The sequence below is a fragment of the Massilia sp. UYP34 genome, from assembly GCF_056279385.1.
This window is the reverse complement of the sequence record NZ_JBWBRF010000001.1, coordinates 342937-359829: the sequence shown is the minus strand read 5'-3', so window position 1 is coordinate 359829 and position 16893 is coordinate 342937. Positions and strand designations below refer to the sequence as shown.

Here is a 16893-nt window from a genome sequence, read left to right as displayed (position 1 = left end):
GTCCATGCTGCGTGGTTCTTTAAATAGTTGCTGAAATTCAAAGAACCTTATTGTAATGTTTAATATTGGAAAGGGGCCGTACGATTGCCTCAGTCCTGTGACAACGACCTCGGGATGGTGAAAAGATGGTGAAAACGCGATGACGCGACGCTGGTTCGGAAAATGGGTGGCGGCCGGCGCGCTGCTGTGGGCGGGCTCCGGCCTGGCACAGGCGGCGAGCTTGCCGCGGACGGTGGCGGCGGTGAAGCCGTCGATCGTCGGCATCGGCACCCAGTTGCAGACGCGCAGCCCGGCGGTCGTGTTCAGCGGCACCGGCTTCGTGGTCGGCGACGGGCTGAGCGTGATCACCAATGCCCACGTGGTGCCGGACAAGCTCGATGCCGCCCGCATGGAGCAGCTGGGCGTGGTGCTGCCGGACGGCGCCGGGGTACGCTTCCGCCCGGCCCAGCTGGTGGCCCTGGATCGCGAACACGACCTGGCCCACTTGCGCCTGGAAGGCGCGCCGCTGCCGGCCCTGCGCCTGGGCGACACGGCGGCGGCCGAGGGCCAGGACCTGGCCTTCACCGGCTTCCCGCTCGGCATGGTGCTGGGCCTGCACCCGGCCACCCACCGCGCGCTGCTGGCCGCGATCACGCCGGTGATGCAGCCCTCGCTCAGCGCGCGCCGTCTCGATGCGCGCGCCGTGGCCCGGTTGCAGCGCACGCCGTTCAGCATCTACCAGCTCGACGGCACCGCCTATCCGGGCAACAGCGGCTCGCCGCTGTACGATCCCGCGACCGGGGAAGTGCTGGGCGTAATCAATATGGTATTCGTCAAGGGGCTGAAGGAATCGGCGATCTCGGCGCCGAGCGGCATCACGTACGCGATTCCCGTGCGCCATGTGCGGGAACTGCTGCAGCGATAGGGAAGCTAGCCATCCCGTGGCGACGCGACGCCGTTGCAAAAGATTTCAATTGTGCACGGCTTGCCGTCGCGCCGGTCTGCGCTACAATAGCGCGGGCCGTGATGGCGAAATAACAATTTTTGATTCACGCTGAACACTATCCCATCGGGGATGGCCGGAAGGCGCGAAGGGGATGAAACGCGATGATGACGAAGACCACGAAGAATCTGTTGGCAGCCGGCGCCGCCGCTTGCATGCTGCTGCTGGGCGGCTGTTCCACTCCCGTACCGCCGAGCAGCGCCGCGCTGGCGCCGGTGAATCCCGATTACCTGATCGGGCCGGGTGACAGCGTCAACGTCATCGTCTGGCGCAATCCGGAAGTGTCGATGTCGGTGCCGGTGCGTCCGGACGGCAAGATCACGACCCCGCTGGTGGAGGACCTGCCGGCTGCCGGCAAGACCTCGACCCAATTGGCGCGCGATATCGAACAGGCCCTGGCCCAGTTCATCCAGCAGCCGGTGGTGACCGTGGTCGTCACCACCTTCATCGGCAACTTCAACGAACAGATCCGCGTGATCGGCCAGGCTGCCCGTCCGCAGGCCTTGCCGTATCGCCGCGAGATGTCGCTGATGGACGTGCTGATCGCGGTCGGCGGCGTCACGGAGTTCGCATCCGGCAACAAGGCCAGCATCGTGCGCAACGTTGACGGCAAGCAGGAAAAGATCAATGTGCGCCTCGACGACCTGATCAAGGATGGCGACATCTCGGCCAACGTCATGATGCGTCCTGGCGACATCCTGGTGATTCCAGAAAGCTTCTTCTGATCGCATGACCGGCCGCGCGGCCGGTCCCCCGGCGCCCGCCACCGCGGCGCGCCACTGCTGTTCCTGCATTGAGGACGCGAGCAAATGCGCTCAGCGTCCTGTTCCTGTCCTGCACTGTCCTGACCGCCTCCAGGCATAACTTGCCTGCGAGCGAGATTTTCTTGTTCCCACACACCGCAGGTTGCGCTGAAGCTGCTATCGTCGCAGGGGAGCATTCTCGCATGCCGAATGTCAAAAAGATAAATGCTTTTCGTTAATACAATTGATAAATTGTAATTTTCGATGCTATGATGATCAGGATTGCCGCCGCTGCACGACGCGCCGGTCCTGCCTGGAGAATGACCATGATCGACACATTAGCACCGGCCGCCTTCTGCGCCGGTCCGAGCGGCGACGATGCGTCCGCCCCGAGCACGCCGAGCATCATCGACGTCACCATCAATGAGCGCGTGTTCGGCATTCGCGCGGCCGACATCGATTCGCAGCGCAATTCCGCGAGCATGCTTATCAGTAAGATGTATTCCTGGCGCGGCTACAGCGGCAATCACCAGGTCAACAGCGATCCGAACCGCATTACCCTGACCGCGTCCGACCGCGGCCAGGTGTTCGGCACCCTGAGCCTGGGCCTGGACTCCGAGATCGGCCTGCTGGCCGACCAGGTGTTCAAGGACTGCATCGATGCGCGCCGCGGCAGTGGGCGGGTGTGCGAGATCACCAAGCTGGCGGTCGACCCGGCGGTCAAGTCGAAGGCGGTGCTGGCCTCGCTGTTTCACGTGGCCCTGATCTATGCGCGCGACCTGAACGACTGCAGCGACATCTTCATCGAAGTCAACCCGCGCCACCGCCGCTTCTATGAAGCCATGCTCGGCTTCCAGACCGTATGCGAGGCGCGCGACAATCCGCGGGTGCAGGCGCCCGCCGTCCTGCTGCGCGCCGATACCGCCCTGGGCACCGGACTGGTTGCGAAATGGGGCGGCATGCAAGAGAAAGCAGTGGGCGAGCGCTCGCTGTTCCCCTGGTTCTTCTCGCCGCGCGAAGAGGCCGGCATCGTCAACCGCCTGCGCCAGCTGGGCTGATCGACGCGACGGGCGGGCACGGGCGATGCGTCGCCCGTGCCCGCTTTTTCTTGCCCGTCCACCGATAACCACCTATATTCTCCGCTCCACCGTATTTGACCAAGAGGGAAGCTCCATGACGACCGGTAAGACAAGGGATGAAATCGCCGAGGCCTATTCATCCGAACCATGGTGGTACGACCTGCGCGGCTTTTTCATTCTCACCTTCGCCTACAACAGCACCATCGGCACCCAGATGCGCTTCTTCGGGCCGAACTTCGGACCGGACCACCTCGAGGTGGCCTGCGGCACCGGCACCCTGCTCGAGATGGTGCTGAACTGGCGCCGCCGGCGCAAGCTGCCTGCGGTCAAGGTGACCGGTATCGATTACGCACCGTCGATGCTGGCCGGCGCCAAGCGCCGCTTCGCCGGCAACCCGCAGGTGGAGGTGCAGCATGCCGACGCGGCCCAGCTGCCATTCGCCGACAACCGGTTCGACACCGCCAACATCGCCAACTCGATCCACTGCTTCCCGACGGTCGACGGCGCCCTGCGCGACATCCTGCGCGTGCTCAAGCCGGGTGGAACGCTGGCCGCCAACGTGCTGCTGTATCCGTCCGGCGCCGCGCCGCTGCGCTGGGCGGCGCAAAAGATCAACGACTGGGGCATCCGCAAGGGCATCCTGTACAGCCCGTTCCACATCGAAGAGCTGCGCGCCAAGGTGCTGGCCGCCGGCTACGAAGTCGCCAGCGAATTCACGTCCGGGAATACCTGGAATGTGGTGTTGCGGAAACCCCTGTAGGACGAGGCCGACAGCGGCGTGAGAATTTTATAAAGGTGGCTGTCGGGATTTTTTACAGTGTTATAATTTCCATTACGAATCTGTGTGTTAAGTATTTGATTTAAAAGGGATTGCGATAGCTGGCACGATGGTTGCTTACATAGAGGGTGTTAGTACGAACCCACAACCCAGGAGAATCAAGATGAACGCAGTTTCGAAGACCATGATCGCAGCTTCCCTCGCCGCAGCCTCGATGTTCAGCACCGCAGCCATCGCCGCACCGTTCAACGAGTTCACCGTTGATCCGATCAATGGCAACTACGCGAACTTTGTCGCTGACAAAATCACCGGCAACTATACCGAGCAGGCAACCTTCAACCCGGACGGCACCTTCAATGTGTCGCTGCTCTGGACTGCAGGCCAGTTCGTCGGCAACGGCGGCAACACGGCTTATGAGGCTCGTCGCACCGGCCTGGGCGCTGCCTATGGTCTGTATGCGACCTACACCGCGAGCGGCAATTACTCGATGACGGACGGCGTGACCAACTTCAACTTCAGCGCCGGTTCGGGCAACCTGAACCTGTTCCTGGAAGATTACTCCACCGAGACCAGCACCCTGCTGGCTACCGGCAACCCGGTGTCGGGCTATGGCCAACTGGATCCGAACCTGCCGACTTGCGGCGATGATGGCATCAACTGCGGCAGCTTCGGTGCGTCGAGCACCTTCACCCTGACCGGCGCCGGCAGCAGCTTCTTCGTCGCGCCGAACCCGTTCTACATGATGAGCTTCCAGTCGGGCCAGCTGAACAACTTCACCCCGAGCGGTACCACGACCATCAACGGTTCGCTGGACGTGGTGTTCTCGACCCTGCCAGAGGCCGAAGTGCCTGAGCCAGCATCGGTTGGCCTGCTGGGCCTGGGCATGCTGGGCCTGTACGCAGCCCGCCGCCGCAACAAGAAAGCTGCCTGATAACGACGGGCCTGCCCTGGCAGGCCTTACGTCAGCAGCTGGAAAAAAGCCACTGCCGGAGCGATCCGGCAGTGGCTTTTTGACGTCCGGGAAGCCGGCGGCTGGCGTTCAGCGTCCAGCCGCCATGCGCGCGAACTGGCGCCGCCCGATCGCCAGCATCAGCTGCTGGATCGGATGGCGGTTGCCGCCGGGCCGCCAGGTGCGCTTGAGCTTGTTGCGATAGGCGTCGAACTGCATGCCCCAGGGCGCCGCCAGCACCTCGCCGCGGTTCAGCAGGATCTTGAGCGCCTCGGTGGCGCAGATGCCGGCGCACAGCTGGCAGGCCATGAAGGTCGACGGGCCGCGCTGCTCGGCCAGGTTGACCGCTTCCGGCACCACCAGATAGGGCCGGTGCAGGCCGGCGGGCGCCAGGCCGACCACGAAGCGGATCGCCTTTTCCTGGTCCGGCAGGTCGCCCCAGCCGAAATAGTCTTCGAAGGTCATCTTGCCCGGCATGAAGTTGAGCAGGGCCGCACCCATGCCCAGCGGCGCCCCGGTGGTGGCCGGGATGCCGAGCCGGGCGCAGGCGGCGAAGGTCTGCTGGCGCGCGTCGAAGGCAAAGAAATCGAGCGCGTCGACGTACAGGTCGACCCCGGCCAGGAAGGCGTCGAGATTGTCCTGGTGGACACCGTCCGGGAAGATCTCGATCTTGACGTCGGGATTGATGTCGCGCGCCATGCGCGCCAGCACCTCGGTCTTGGACTGGCCGAGCGTCGACATCATGGCGCCGACCTGGCGATTGAAGTTCGCGACATCGAAGGTGTCGAAGTCGGCGATGCGGAAACTGCCCACGCCGAGCCGGACGAGGGTCAGCAGGTGTACGCCGCCGACGCCGCCGCCGCCGGCGATGGCCACGCGCTTGCCGCGCAGTTGCTGTTGCTCGGCCGCGGTGACCCAGCCGATATTGCGTGAAAATGCCTGTTCGTAGTTGAACGGTTTACTCATTGACGGTTCGGGATAGCAGTGGAAACGACGCCGGCCAGCGCTGGAGCGCGGCCGTCATGCCGGATGCGATTCATCCATGCGCAGCAGGCGATTGATAATGCCACGCTCTTCGCGTGGAGAAAAGAAATATGGATAGAAAGAACGTTCTTCGGTTTCGCCATCGGCGGCATAGGTGCCGCCGAAGCGCGCGATCTGCTCGGTGACGTATTGCAGGTTCACGCGCAACAGGTAGGCCGGCGCATCGACCCGCGGGTTGGTCTTGAGCTCGCCTTCCTTGCGAAAGCCCAGCATGCGCTCGTAGAAGCGCCGATGGCGCGGATTGACCTCGATCACGATGTCGGTGCAGCCATGCATGTCGCGCGCATAGATCACGGCCAGGTGGAACACATTGGCCAGCGCCGTCTTGGAGCGCACCGAGGGGTCGAAGGCGAACTTGGTGAATTCGCACAGCCTGGCGCCGCGGCGGCGGTGGGCGTCGAGCTCGTCCCGGAAGATTTCGTCGGCCATCAGGCCGACCTCGGAATCGATGCCGATGCTGAGCGTGCCGACCACGTCGCCCTTGTCGGTGGCGGTCAGGGTGATGCGGTTAGGGTCGCTGCCGGGCTGGTGATTTCCGGTGTAGCCGCGCCAGGCATACATCCTGCTGATCAGCATACTGGCCGTGTTACGACCATCCGAAGTATCGGTAAGCCGGATTCCGTACGAATCGTCGTCCACGATAAACATCCTCAATTAGGAGAACGTCATCTTATCCCGACATTAATAAATCCAGCGTTCGATAGGATGAGGCAGCCTACTTCTTCCATGCGCAGCGCATGTGCGCACGGTGCGCCGCGGGCCGGTCTGGCCCCGCGGCGGACCCTCCGGTTACAGCGACTTGAGCAGCGCGCGCGCCTCGTCGGCGTGGGCGAACGGCGCGTTCGACCCCAGCAGCTTGTCGAGTTCTCGGCGCGCGCCGGCCTTGTCGCCGCTCTTGTGCAGGGCTTGCGCCAGGTGGTAGCGGATCTCCGTCGAGTTCGGCGCCTGGCTGCTGGCCTTCTGCAGCAGGGGCAGGCCGCGCGCGGTGTCGCCCTGCTCCACCAGCACCCAACCCAGGGTGTCCATCACGCCCGGGCTGTCGCTGGCCAGCTTGTACGCCTTTTCGGCGGTCGCCAGCGCGCGCGGGTCCTTCACCTGCTGGTAGGCCCAGGCCAGGTTGTTCAGCACCAGCGGATGCTCGGGGGCGCGCTTCTGCGCGTTCTCGAGCCTGGCGATGGCGCCCTTGTAGTCCCTGGACGCCAGGTTGAGCTCGGCCACCAGCAGCGAGACCCGCACGTCGTCCGGCTGGGCGGCGAGCCAGGCCTGGCCGCGCGCCAGGGCTTCCTTGCTCTTGCCGCCGGCCTGCATGGCTTGCATCACCTTGACCGTCAGTTCCGACGAGCGCGCCAGGGCCAGGCCTTTTTCATACGATTGCTGGGCCTGGGCGAATTTTTGCTGCGACATCAACACGTCGCCTTCGAGCACGTGGCCGACCGGCGCCTTGGGCGCCGCCGTCTGCAGCGCGCGCGCCGCCGCCAGCGCGTCGTCCGGCCGCTTGCCGCGCAGCGCCAGGTCAACCTGCATCAGGCGCGCCGGCACGAAGTCGGGCTGGAGGTCGACCGCGCGCTTGAGGTGGGTGGCGGCCGCGGATTCATTCTTCAGCGCCAATTGCACCTGGGCCAGGCGCAGCTGGGCGCCGGGCGCCTTCGGCAGCACGTTGACCAGCTTGCTGTAGGTGTCGAGCGCGCCGTTCAGGTCCTTGGTGGCGGCCTGCGACTGGCCGAGCAGTTCGAGCACGCCGGCATCGCCCGGATGCCCGGTCTGGAGCTTGCGCGCCAGCGCCAGCGCCTTGGGCGCCTGCTGGGTAGCCAGGTAGTGCGCGCCGAGCTTGAGGGCCGGGGCTGTGGCGTTCGGATTGGCGCTGCTGGCCTTCTCGAACCAGCTCGTGGCCTCGGCCTGGTTCTTTTGCAGCATGGCCAGGTCGCCCAGCGCCGTCATGGCGTCGGCGTTGTCCTTGTTCTGGTCCAGGAAGGCGGTGAAACGGGCCTTGGCGGCGTCCGGCTTGTTTTCCTGCACGTCCAGGCGCGCCAGGTTGGTCACCGCCGGCAGGAAGCTCGGCTGCAGCGACAGCGCCTTCTCGAAGGCGGCGCGCGCTTCCGCGTTCTTGTTCTGGACCATATACACCGCGCCCTTGAGCTGCTGCACCTGCGCGTTGTCCGGCTGCTGCTTCTCGAGCGCAGCGACGGCGGCCAGCGCCTTGTCGTAGCGCTTCATGTTGATCTCGGTCTGGACCAGGGCCATGGTGGCCTGCAGCGACGTCGGATCGAGCGTGGCGGCCAGTTCGAGGTCGCTCAGCGCGCGTGCCTGGTCGCCCTGGGCCAGGCGCGACAGGCCCAGCGAGGTGCGCACGGCGGCTGCCTGCGGCGCCAGGGTGGCGGCCTGCTGCAGGTAGTTGGCGGCCTTGTCGAAGTCGCGCACCTGCATATACGATTCGCCGGCCAGGGCCAGCAGCTGGGCATCCTGCGGCGCATCCTTCAGGGCCGGCGCCAGGGTGGCGGCGGCGTCGGCCGGCTGGGAATTCCTGAGCTGGACCTGGGCCAGCAGCTTGCGCGCATAGACGTTGTTCGGATTGGCTTCCAGGTATTTGCGCAGATGCTGCTCGGCCTGCTGAGTGCCGCCCAGCTGCAGCTCGGAGGCGCCGGCCAGCAGGATGCTCGGATAATGGTTGGGGGCGACCTTGAGGATCTTCGCCAGCGCATCGCGCGCCGCCGAGTGCTTGCCTTGCGAGAATTCATACAGGGCGCGGGTGTACACCACCAGCAGGCTGCCCGGCGAATTCTTTTCCGCCGCCTCGACCTCTTTCTTGGCCGCGTCGAACTTGCCGCGCCCGATTTCGATATAGGCTTTCTCGATGTGGGCGCCGCGGTGGTCCGGCTTGAGCGCCAGCGCCTTGTCGAAGGCGCCCAAGGCTTCGTCCAGCTTGTTCATCGAACGCAGCATCGCGCCCTGCATCATGAAGACTTCGGGATTGTTCGGATCCTTGGCCACGGCCTGGTCGACGTAGAGCAGGGCGGCATCGCGCTCGCCGCGTACGGCCGACAGGCGCGCCAGGCCCATCAGGGCGTCGCCGGAATTGGCGTTCGCGGCCAGCGCCGCCTCATAAGCCTGTTTCGCTTCGTCGGGCTTGCCGCTGCCCAGCAAGGCGTCGCCGCGCAGCGACAGCAGCGCGGCCGATTTGCCGGCTTTCTCCGGCGTGATCAGCTCCAGCACTTCCTTGAACTTGCCCTGCTGCATCAGGGTCCGGCCCTGCAGCGGCAGCACCCGCTCGTCGGCGATGCCGAGCGCGCGCGCGCGGCCCAGTTCCTTTTCGGCCGAGACGTTGTCGCCGGTGGAGAGTTGCAGGGAGCCCAGCGCCAGACGCGCCTCGCCGTCTTCCGGGCTGTTCGCCACGGCATTCTTGAGCTGGATCAGGGCGGCCTTGATGTCGCCCTTTTGCTGGTATTCGGAGGCCTCGGCCAGCAGGGTTTCGGTCGACTGGGTCCGGTTGCAGCCGGCCAGGCCGACGGTCAGGAGGGCGCCGGTCAGGAGAGCGGCGGTGAGTTTGAGCTTGGTGGGGTGGCGCGGCATCTGGAATTCCTCAGGCAGTGGAGACGGTCGTTTCGCCAGGTAAGCGAAATTCTCAACAACAAATCATACCTGAAGGAACCGCGCACCCAGTGTACAAACGGACACGGCTGTTGCAAAACTTATCCGATGCAGCGTGCATGGATGTTGAGAAAATGTCTATGCCGGGAAAATTATCCCTCGCCGCCGCCTTCGGGGCCGGGATCGCGGCGCAGCCGGCCCAGCAGGGCCTCGACGTTCTCGCCCACCGGCAAGCCATGGCGCCGCAACAGTTGCACGTGCAGCACCAGGTTTTCCAGCACCAGCTTGGCCGATACGGCGAGCAGGGTCAGCGCACGGTCTTCCTCGCTGAAGCTTTCCATCGCCGCCGCCATCTCGCACAGGTGGTTGGCGACGATGGCGCGCATCTCGTCCTCGGGGAAGGGCAGGTCGGCGAAATCGATCGGGTCTTCCCGTTCGACTTCGCGCATCAGGGCGGCAAGCTGGTCGGGCTGGATCGTCATGCATGGCTCCGTGGTGGGGACGGAACCATTCTATGCGTCCTCGTGGCTGCACACTACATATTGCGGCGATACTGCCCACCGACCTCGAACAGCGCGGTCGTGATCTGGCCCAGCGAGCATACGCGCACCGCGTCCATCAGGCGCGCGAACACGTTCTCGTCGTCGATCGCGGCCTGGCGCAGGGCGGCCAGCGCGCCGGGCGCCGCATCGGCGTTGCGGCGCTGGAAGTCTTCCAGGCGCTGCAATGGCGACTGCTTTTCCTCGTCGGTCGAGCGGGCCAGTTCGATCGTGGCCGGCAGCGCGGCGCCCTTCGGGTTGCGGAAGGTATTGACGCCGATGATCGGCAGGCTGCCGTCGTGCTTGCGGTGCTCGTACAGCATCGACTCTTCCTGGATCTTGCCGCGCTGGTAGCCGGTCTCCATCGCGCCCAGTACCCCGCCGCGCTCGGCGATGCGCTCGAACTCCTGCAGCACCTGCTCTTCGACCAGGTCGGTCAGCTCGTCCATGATGAAGGCGCCCTGGTTCGGGTTCTCGTTCTTGGCCAGGCCCCATTCCCGGTTGATGATCAGCTGGATCGCCAGGGCCCGGCGCACCGATTCGTCGGTCGGCGTGGTGATCGCCTCGTCATAGGCATTGGTGTGCAGCGAATTGCAGTTGTCGTAGATCGCGATCAGCGCCTGCAGGGTGGTGCGGATGTCGTTGAAGTCGATCTCCTGCGCGTGCAGCGAGCGGCCCGAGGTCTGGATATGGTACTTGAGCTTCTGGCTGCGCTCGTTGGCGCCGTACTTGTCGCGCATGGCCACCGCCCAGATGCGGCGCGCCACGCGGCCCAGCACCGTGTATTCCGGGTCCATGCCGTTCGAGAAGAAGAACGACAGGTTCGGCGCGAAGTCGTCGATGTGCATGCCGCGCGCCAGGTAGGCTTCCACGAAAGTGAAGCCGTTCGACAGGGTGAACGCCAGCTGCGAGATCGGATTTGCGCCGGCTTCGGCGATGTGGTAGCCCGAGATCGACACCGAGTAAAAATTGCGCACGCCGTGCGTCACGAAATATTCCTGGATGTCTCCCATCACCTTCAGCGAGAACTCGGTCGAGAAGATGCAGGTGTTCTGGCCCTGGTCTTCCTTCAGGATGTCGGCCTGCACGGTGCCGCGCACGGCGGTGAGCACCCAGGCGCGGATGTGCTCCGCTTCTTCGGCGCTCGGCTGGCGCCCGTTGTTTTCCACGAACTTGTCCATCTGCTGGTCGATGGCGGTATTCATGAACATCGCCAGGATGGTCGGGGCCGGGCCGTTGATGGTCATCGAGACCGAGGTCGATGGGCTGCACAGGTCGAAGCCGTCGTACAGCACCTTCATGTCGTCCAGCGTCGCGATCGACACGCCCGAGTTGCCGACCTTGCCGTAGATGTCCGGACGCAGCGCCGGGTCGGCGCCGTACAGGGTCACCGAGTCGAAGGCGGTCGACAGGCGCTTGGCGTCCATGCCGGTCGAAACGAGCTTGAAACGGCGGTTGGTGCGGAAGGCGTCGCCCTCGCCGGCGAACATGCGGGTCGGATCCTCGCCCTCGCGCTTGAAGGGGAATACCCCGGCGGTGTACGGAAACGCACCTGGCACGTTTTCCAGCATCAGGAAGCGCAGGATTTCGCCATGGTCCTCGAAGCGCGGCAGCGCCACCTTGCGCACCGGATTGCCGGACAAGGTCGTCGAAATCAGGCGCGTGCGGATTTCCTTGTCGCGGATTTTCACCACGTGCTCTTCGCCCGCGTAGGTCGCCTGCAGCTGCGGCCAGGCGGCGACCAGCGCCCTGGCTTCGCCGTCCATGGCGTTGTCGCGCTCGGCGATCAGGTCATCGAGGTCGGCTGACTGAGCAACGCCCTTGCCGGCGGCAGCGAGCATGCGTTTGGCCTCCTGCAACTGCTGGCGCTCGCGCGCGAGCTGGACCTGCTTGCCGACCGTGCGGTGGTAGCCGCGCACGGTGTCGGCGATCTCGGCCAGGTAGCGGCTGCGCGCGGGCGGCACGATCACGTTCTTGCCGCTCGAGTAGCGCTGCGCCGGCGCCTGCAGCTTGCCGCTCTCGAGCGGCAAGCCCAGCTCGGCCAGTTTCGGCAGCAGGCCGTGGTACAGGGCAGTCACGCCGTCGTCGTTGAAGCGCGAGGCCTGGGTGCCGTAGACCGGCATCTGGTCCGGGCTCATCGACCACAGTTCGCGGTTGCGCTGGTATTGCTTGGCGACGTCGCGCAGCGCGTCGAGCGCGCCCTTGCGGTCGAACTTGTTGATCGCGATGAGATCGGCGAAATCGAGCATGTCGATCTTTTCGAGCTGCGAGGCGGCGCCGAATTCCGGGGTCATCACGTACATCGCGGTGTCGACGTGCGGCACGATGGCGGCGTCGCCCTGGCCGATGCCCGAGGTCTCGACGATCACGAGGTCGAAGCCGGCGACCTTGCAGGCGGCGATCACGTCGGGCAGGGCCTGCGAGATCTCGGAGCCCGCCTCGCGCGTGGCCAGCGAGCGCATGAACACGCGCTGCCGTCCGTTCCATGGATTGATCGCATTCATGCGGATGCGGTCGCCCAGCAGGGCGCCGCCCGACTTGCGGCGCGACGGGTCGATCGAGATCACGGCGATGTTCAGGCGGTCGCCCTGGTCGAGGCGGATGCGGCGGATCAGTTCATCGGTCAGCGACGATTTGCCGGCGCCGCCGGTCCCGGTGATGCCCAGGGTCGGCACGCGCAGCGTGTCGGCCGTGTCGAGGATCTCCTTGCGCAGCGCTGGCTCTACGCGATCGTTCTCGAGCGCCGTGATCAGCTGGGCCAGCGGGCGGTGGCGCGCCGCGATGTCGCCGCTGCGCAGCGCCGCGAGCGAGGTCGGGGCATAGGGCGACAGGTCGACGTCGCAGGCTTCGAGCATCGAGCGGATCATGCCGACCAGGCCCATTCGCTGGCCGTCTTCCGGGCTGAAGATGCGCGTCACGCCATACGCGTGCAGGTCCTCGATCTCGCTCGGGACGATCACCCCGCCTCCGCCGCCGAACACCTTGATGTGCTCGCCCCCGCGCTGGCGCAGCAGGTCGATCATGTACTTGAAGTATTCGACGTGGCCGCCCTGGTAGCTCGAGATGGCGATGCCCTGCACGTCCTCGGCCAGCGCCGCGGTGACCACCTCGTCGACCGAGCGGTTGTGGCCGAGGTGGATCACCTCGGCGCCGTTCGACTGCAGGATGCGGCGCATGATGTTGATCGAGGCGTCGTGGCCGTCGAACAGCGAGGCGGCGGTGACGAAACGGACCTTGTTCGCCAGGCGCGGCTGTTCGGGCAGGTTGAGCTTCGCTGCGGGTTTCGGCGCGGTGATGATGTCGTTCATGAGGGAAAAGTCCTTGTGAGCGGTGAGGACGCGATGCTGGTACGGTATCTGACGTTAACGTTAACGTCAAGCTCGCGGCGAAGTAATACGACTGCCTTCGATCCATTTCACATTGCGTATCTCTAATGCAACATTAAGTTCAATTTAGCAATCATCTTGTTATACTTGCTGCATAGGCGAGTGGCGCCGGTATTTCATGCAAAAGAAGAGACACGACAGATGCTGAAAAAAGTGGATTCTTCACAGCTCAGGGTGGGCATGTTCATCCACGACCTGGATTGCGGCTGGATGGAGCATCCGTTCGTACGCAACCAGTTCCTGATCACTAACGAGGCCGAGATCCGCAAGATCGTCGAGGCGCGCATCCGCGGCATCTTGATCGATTGCCGCCGCGGCCTGGACGTCGACGCGCCGACCGCCGACGACAGCGCGGCCGCCACCGAAGCCGAGGTAACGGCGCTGGCGCACACCGCCACGGCGTTCGCGCGCGTGCGGGTGCCGCTGGCCGAGGAATTGCAGCGCGCCATCCATGTGCGGCGCCAGGCCGGCGACCTGGTGCGCGCCGTGATGCGGGATGCGCGCCTGGGCAAGGCCGTCGAGCTGGACCAGGTGGGCCCGGTGGTGCAGAGCGTTACCGAATCGATCCTGCGCAACTCGGGCGCCTTGCCCAGCCTCCTGCGGCTCAAGAACAAGGACGACTATACCTTCCTGCATTCGGTGAGCGTGTGCGCGCTGCTGGTCGCCTTCTGCCGCTCGCGCGGCATGGACGAGGAAACCATCTACCAGGCCGGCCTGGGCGGCCTGCTGCACGACACCGGCAAGGCCATGGTGCCGGACGCCATCCTCAACAAGCAGGGCCGCCTGACCGACGCCGAATTCGACATCGTCAAGCGCCATCCGCGCGACGGCCACGACCTCCTGGTGAAGACGCCCGGCATCGGCCCGGTGCCGCTCGACATCACGCTGCACCACCATGAGCGGCGCGACGGCAGCGGCTATCCGGACCGCCAGGCGGGGGACGGCATCAGCGAGCTGGCGCAGATGGCGGCCATCGTCGACGTGTACGACGCGATCACGTCCGACCGCTGCTACCACAAGGGCATTCCGGCGGCCGAGGCGCTACGCAAGATCTACGAGTGGAGCAAGCACCACTTCGATCCGGTGCTGGTCCAGGAATTCATGCGCTGCGTCGGCATCTACCCGGTCGGCACCCTGGTGCTGCTGGAGTCGGGCCGGCTGGGCGTGGTTGTCGAGCCGCACGAATCGAGCCTGCTCACGCCGAAGGTGAACGTGTTCTTCCATGCGAAGAAGCAGGTCTATATCCGCCCCGAGACGGTCGACCTGTCGCGCGCGGTGGGCTTCGGCGGCGGCGACCGCATCGTGCGCCATGAGTCGGCCGCCAAGTGGCAGGTCGAGCCGCTGCGTTTCATGCAGCTGGCCGAGGCCTGAGCGCCGGCCATCCGCCGCGGCAGCGCAGGGCGGCGCCGACGACGATCGTCAAAAGAATTCGGCGGTGTCGTTGACGGCCACGGTCTGCAGCAGGCCGCCGGCGACCAGCTCTTCGTAGTGGCATACGCGGTTGCGGCCATGCGCCTTGGCGTAGTACAGGGCCTGGTCGGCGTGGCCGAGCGTGACCACCGGCGAATCGGCGGCGCTGACGCTGGTAAAGCCGATGCTGACGGTGACCCTGCCCACCTGCGGGAAGTCGTGGTGCTCGACGTCGGCGCGGAAGCGCTCGATGATGCGGCGGGCGTTCTCCAGGTTCGTCGAGCGCAGCAGCACCACGAATTCCTCGCCGCCGAAGCGGAATACCCGGTCCTGGGCGCGGAACGACGACTGCAGCAGGTTGGCGATCAGGATCAGCACCTCGTCGCCGTACAGGTGGCCGAAGCGGTCGTTGACGCCCTTGAAGTGGTCGACGTCGACCACCGCCAGCCACTGCTTTTCTTCGCCTTTGGGGTGGCGCCGCTCGGCCTGGCCGTGGGCCGTGGCGTCGGTCTCGGAGACGTGCAGCATGCGCGCCAGCTGGTCGTCGAAGGTCTTGCGGTTGAGCAGGCCCGTGAGCGAGTCGCGCTCGCTGTAGTCGAGCAGGTTCTGGAAGTTGCGGTACACGCTGACGATCCCGTCGACCATGTACAGCGCCTCGGGCGTGAACGGTTCGACGTGCACGATCTCGAGGCAGGTGTCGGGCTTGTCGCCAAACCAGATCGGCAGCCACAGGCGGCGCAGGCCGTCGGCGCCGATGCTTTCGGCGCGCGGTTCGTGGCGGCGCAGGCAGGCGCCCAGTTCGGGATACAGCGCAATGGGTTCGCCGGGACCGCTGTCCTGCGGCTCTTCGAGGCAGGCCACGCCACCCGCGTGGATGCAGGCGCGCGAACGCGCGAAGTACTGCCCGCCGACGCTGGCGATGGTGAGCACCCGGGTGCGGGCCGCGCCGGACAATTCCTGGACCGCTGAAATCACGGAAATGTCCAGCATGGTGTGATCGCGGTGGCCGGTCATGTCCACCATGTGTCGCAGCAGGGAATCCATGTCGTCGTTATCAGACCAAACAATAAGGGTACCGGGAGAGACTGCCCGCGCAGGGCGTGGAGCACAGGCGGACCGTCCTGAATGGACGTCCTGGGCCACGAACAGCGGTGCCGCATTTTCAGCGGTCGAGCAAAACAGCATAATACTTTTTTGTATTAACGGCAACTATTCTTGACAATTTTTATCCATCGTTTCCCACAATCCCACCATGTCGCCCGGCGAACTTGTTTCTTATCAGAAGCACGCATTTCCATACGGAAAAGTTGTGGGTAGTCAACTTGCCGTAGGGCACTAATCGGTAAAGTGAACTCACTGGCAAACGCAACACAGCAGTGGCGACGGGGCCCAGTCGCAGCCAGTATTTCCTCAACCATCATAAGGAGTTTGTCATGAGCACGATTACCTCCGCCATCAAAGCATTTTTCGCTGACGAAAACGGTGTGACCGCCATCGAGTATGGCCTGATCGCCGCCCTCATCGGCGTGGTGATGGCCGGTGTCGCCGGCGAAGTCGGCGACGAGATCAAGCTGGCCTTCGAGTACATCCGAGACCAGTTCGACACTCCAACTCCTCCGTAATCTGCCTGCCCCCCGGGACGCGGTTCGGCCCTGGGGGGCTTTTTTTTTCGGTTGGCCCCGCGCGGGTTGTCGGACCTGGCCCAGGCGGGGCTTTTTCAATCTCGAGGAACCCGATCATGGCTGTCGCACTTTACCTCGATACGCTGCTGCTGCTGCTGGTCAGCGCGGCGGCGCTCAAGGACCTGGAAAGTCGCCGCATCCCGAACCGGCTGCTGGCCGCCGGCATGCTCGGCGCCCTGGTCTTGCACTTGCTGTCGCCGCAACCGGTGGATGGGCTGCTCGCCTGGCTGGGCGGAGCGGCGACCGGACTGGCGGTCTTTCTTCCTTTTTACCTGATCCGCGGCATGGCAGCCGGGGACGTCAAGATGATGGCGGCCGTGGGCGCCTTCGCCGGCCCCGGCGACGCACTACGCATCGCCATCCTGGCCTGGTGCGCGGGCGGCGTGATGGCGCTCGCCGTGCTCGTCTTCAAGGGCCGCCTGCGCATGGCGTTGTCGAACCTGTGGGGGATCGTGCGGCCCGCGCTGTTGCGGCTGCCGCGCGCGCCGACGCCCGGCAGCGCCGGCGGTCCGCCCAGCGCCGGATCGATTCCCTACGGGGTGGCGATCGCCGCCGGCGCCATCGCCTTGCTGGTCAGCCGCTATGCCGATCGTCCATTTCTTTGATACCACCGTCCGGCCTTGTTCTGCCTTTGTTGGCCCTTTGTCAGGTATCAAGTGCCTGCTGGGGCTGCTCGCTAGAATCAAATCAAGGTCTTACGAAACATTTTCATGGCA

The 16893-nt window shown here is 65.0% G+C and carries 14 protein-coding genes; 8 read left to right on the top strand and 6 right to left on the bottom strand.

Annotated elements, in window-relative coordinates:
- The first annotated feature begins 139 nt into the window (after positions 1-139).
- From ACZ9AQ_RS01600 to pepA, 5 genes are all read left to right on the top strand, one after another.
- The gene (locus ACZ9AQ_RS01600) at positions 140-904 is read left to right on the top strand and encodes a S1 family peptidase (protein WP_429201277.1); all 765 of its coding nucleotides are present in this window, start codon (positions 140-142) and stop codon (positions 902-904) included.
- A 182-nt stretch (positions 905-1086) separates the two neighbouring features.
- Complete coding sequence (locus tag ACZ9AQ_RS01595; RefSeq protein WP_429201279.1) at positions 1087-1707, top strand: XrtA/PEP-CTERM system exopolysaccharide export protein; 621 nt, start codon at positions 1087-1089, stop codon at positions 1705-1707.
- A gap of 344 nt (positions 1708-2051) precedes the next feature.
- Positions 2052-2783, top strand: a complete 732-nt coding sequence (locus tag ACZ9AQ_RS01590; RefSeq protein WP_429201281.1) for a GNAT family N-acetyltransferase — start codon at positions 2052-2054, stop codon at positions 2781-2783.
- Positions 2784-2898: 115 nt separating this feature from the next.
- Positions 2899-3564: a class I SAM-dependent methyltransferase gene (locus ACZ9AQ_RS01585; RefSeq protein WP_429201282.1), complete on the top strand. Its 666-nt coding sequence runs from the start codon at positions 2899-2901 to the stop codon at positions 3562-3564.
- Between the two features lie 181 nt (positions 3565-3745).
- Positions 3746-4513: a flocculation-associated PEP-CTERM protein PepA gene (gene pepA / locus ACZ9AQ_RS01580; RefSeq protein WP_429201284.1), complete on the top strand. Its 768-nt coding sequence runs from the start codon at positions 3746-3748 to the stop codon at positions 4511-4513.
- 108 nt (positions 4514-4621) lie between these two features.
- Here the strand turns inward: pepA and ACZ9AQ_RS01575 are convergent, their stop codons facing one another.
- The 5 genes from ACZ9AQ_RS01575 to icmF form a co-directional block, all read right to left on the bottom strand.
- Positions 4622-5497: a ThiF family adenylyltransferase gene (locus tag ACZ9AQ_RS01575; RefSeq protein ID WP_429201286.1), complete on the bottom strand. Its 876-nt coding sequence runs from the start codon at positions 5495-5497 to the stop codon at positions 4622-4624.
- Positions 5498-5551: 54 nt separating this feature from the next.
- Positions 5552-6151, bottom strand: coding sequence for a GNAT family N-acetyltransferase (locus tag ACZ9AQ_RS01570; protein WP_429201288.1), 600 nt, complete (start codon positions 6149-6151; stop codon positions 5552-5554).
- Between the two features lie 213 nt (positions 6152-6364).
- Positions 6365-9142, bottom strand: coding sequence for an XrtA/PEP-CTERM system TPR-repeat protein PrsT (gene prsT, locus ACZ9AQ_RS01565; RefSeq protein ID WP_429201290.1), 2778 nt, complete (start codon positions 9140-9142; stop codon positions 6365-6367).
- A gap of 170 nt (positions 9143-9312) precedes the next feature.
- Complete coding sequence (locus tag ACZ9AQ_RS01560; RefSeq protein WP_429201292.1) at positions 9313-9642, bottom strand: hypothetical protein; 330 nt, start codon at positions 9640-9642, stop codon at positions 9313-9315.
- Between the two features lie 53 nt (positions 9643-9695).
- Positions 9696-13007, bottom strand: a complete 3312-nt coding sequence (gene icmF, locus ACZ9AQ_RS01555; RefSeq protein ID WP_429201294.1) for a fused isobutyryl-CoA mutase/GTPase IcmF — start codon at positions 13005-13007, stop codon at positions 9696-9698.
- Positions 13008-13226: 219 nt separating this feature from the next.
- Here icmF and ACZ9AQ_RS01550 point away from each other — a divergent pair, with 219 nt between their 5' ends.
- Complete coding sequence (locus ACZ9AQ_RS01550; protein ID WP_429201296.1) at positions 13227-14456, top strand: HD-GYP domain-containing protein; 1230 nt, start codon at positions 13227-13229, stop codon at positions 14454-14456.
- A 48-nt stretch (positions 14457-14504) separates the two neighbouring features.
- On the opposite strand, the gene ACZ9AQ_RS01545 is transcribed toward ACZ9AQ_RS01550, so the two are convergent.
- Positions 14505-15539 (bottom strand): GGDEF domain-containing protein, encoded by a 1035-nt coding sequence (locus ACZ9AQ_RS01545; RefSeq protein ID WP_429201297.1) that lies wholly within the window; start codon positions 15537-15539, stop codon positions 14505-14507.
- Positions 15540-15928: 389 nt separating this feature from the next.
- Between ACZ9AQ_RS01545 and ACZ9AQ_RS01540 the strand changes: the two genes are divergently transcribed.
- Both ACZ9AQ_RS01540 and ACZ9AQ_RS01535 read left to right on the top strand, forming a co-directional pair.
- The gene (locus ACZ9AQ_RS01540; RefSeq protein ID WP_429201299.1) at positions 15929-16117 is read left to right on the top strand and encodes a Flp family type IVb pilin; all 189 of its coding nucleotides are present in this window, start codon (positions 15929-15931) and stop codon (positions 16115-16117) included.
- Between the two features lie 116 nt (positions 16118-16233).
- Positions 16234-16782 carry an A24 family peptidase gene (locus ACZ9AQ_RS01535; protein ID WP_429201301.1) on the top strand — a complete coding sequence of 183 codons (549 nt, stop codon included), beginning with the start codon at positions 16234-16236 and terminating at the stop codon, positions 16780-16782.
- Positions 16783-16893 lie beyond the last annotated feature (111 nt).

What these genes read in the sequence shown, in the direction of transcription:
- ACZ9AQ_RS01575 (WP_429201286.1), bottom strand. Translation starts at nt 5,497, where the DNA reads ATGAGTAAACCGTTCAACTACGAACAGGCATTTTCACGCAATATCGGC.
- ACZ9AQ_RS01545 (WP_429201297.1), bottom strand. Translation starts at nt 15,539, where the DNA reads ATGGATTCCCTGCTGCGACACATGGTGGACATGACCGGCCACCGCGAT.
- ACZ9AQ_RS01570 (WP_429201288.1), bottom strand. Translation starts at nt 6,151, where the DNA reads ATGCTGATCAGCAGGATGTATGCCTGGCGCGGCTACACCGGAAATCAC.
- ACZ9AQ_RS01590 (WP_429201281.1), top strand. Translation starts at nt 2,052, where the DNA reads ATGATCGACACATTAGCACCGGCCGCCTTCTGCGCCGGTCCGAGCGGC.
- prsT (WP_429201290.1), bottom strand. Translation starts at nt 9,142, where the DNA reads ATGCCGCGCCACCCCACCAAGCTCAAACTCACCGCCGCTCTCCTGACC.
- ACZ9AQ_RS01535 (WP_429201301.1), top strand. Translation starts at nt 16,234, where the DNA reads ATGGCTGTCGCACTTTACCTCGATACGCTGCTGCTGCTGCTGGTCAGC.
- ACZ9AQ_RS01540 (WP_429201299.1), top strand. Translation starts at nt 15,929, where the DNA reads ATGAGCACGATTACCTCCGCCATCAAAGCATTTTTCGCTGACGAAAAC.
- pepA (WP_429201284.1), top strand. Translation starts at nt 3,746, where the DNA reads ATGAACGCAGTTTCGAAGACCATGATCGCAGCTTCCCTCGCCGCAGCC.
- icmF (WP_429201294.1), bottom strand. Translation starts at nt 13,007, where the DNA reads ATGAACGACATCATCACCGCGCCGAAACCCGCAGCGAAGCTCAACCTG.
- ACZ9AQ_RS01550 (WP_429201296.1), top strand. Translation starts at nt 13,227, where the DNA reads ATGCTGAAAAAAGTGGATTCTTCACAGCTCAGGGTGGGCATGTTCATC.
- ACZ9AQ_RS01560 (WP_429201292.1), bottom strand. Translation starts at nt 9,642, where the DNA reads ATGACGATCCAGCCCGACCAGCTTGCCGCCCTGATGCGCGAAGTCGAA.
- ACZ9AQ_RS01585 (WP_429201282.1), top strand. Translation starts at nt 2,899, where the DNA reads ATGACGACCGGTAAGACAAGGGATGAAATCGCCGAGGCCTATTCATCC.
- ACZ9AQ_RS01595 (WP_429201279.1), top strand. Translation starts at nt 1,087, where the DNA reads ATGATGACGAAGACCACGAAGAATCTGTTGGCAGCCGGCGCCGCCGCT.
- ACZ9AQ_RS01600 (WP_429201277.1), top strand. Translation starts at nt 140, where the DNA reads ATGACGCGACGCTGGTTCGGAAAATGGGTGGCGGCCGGCGCGCTGCTG.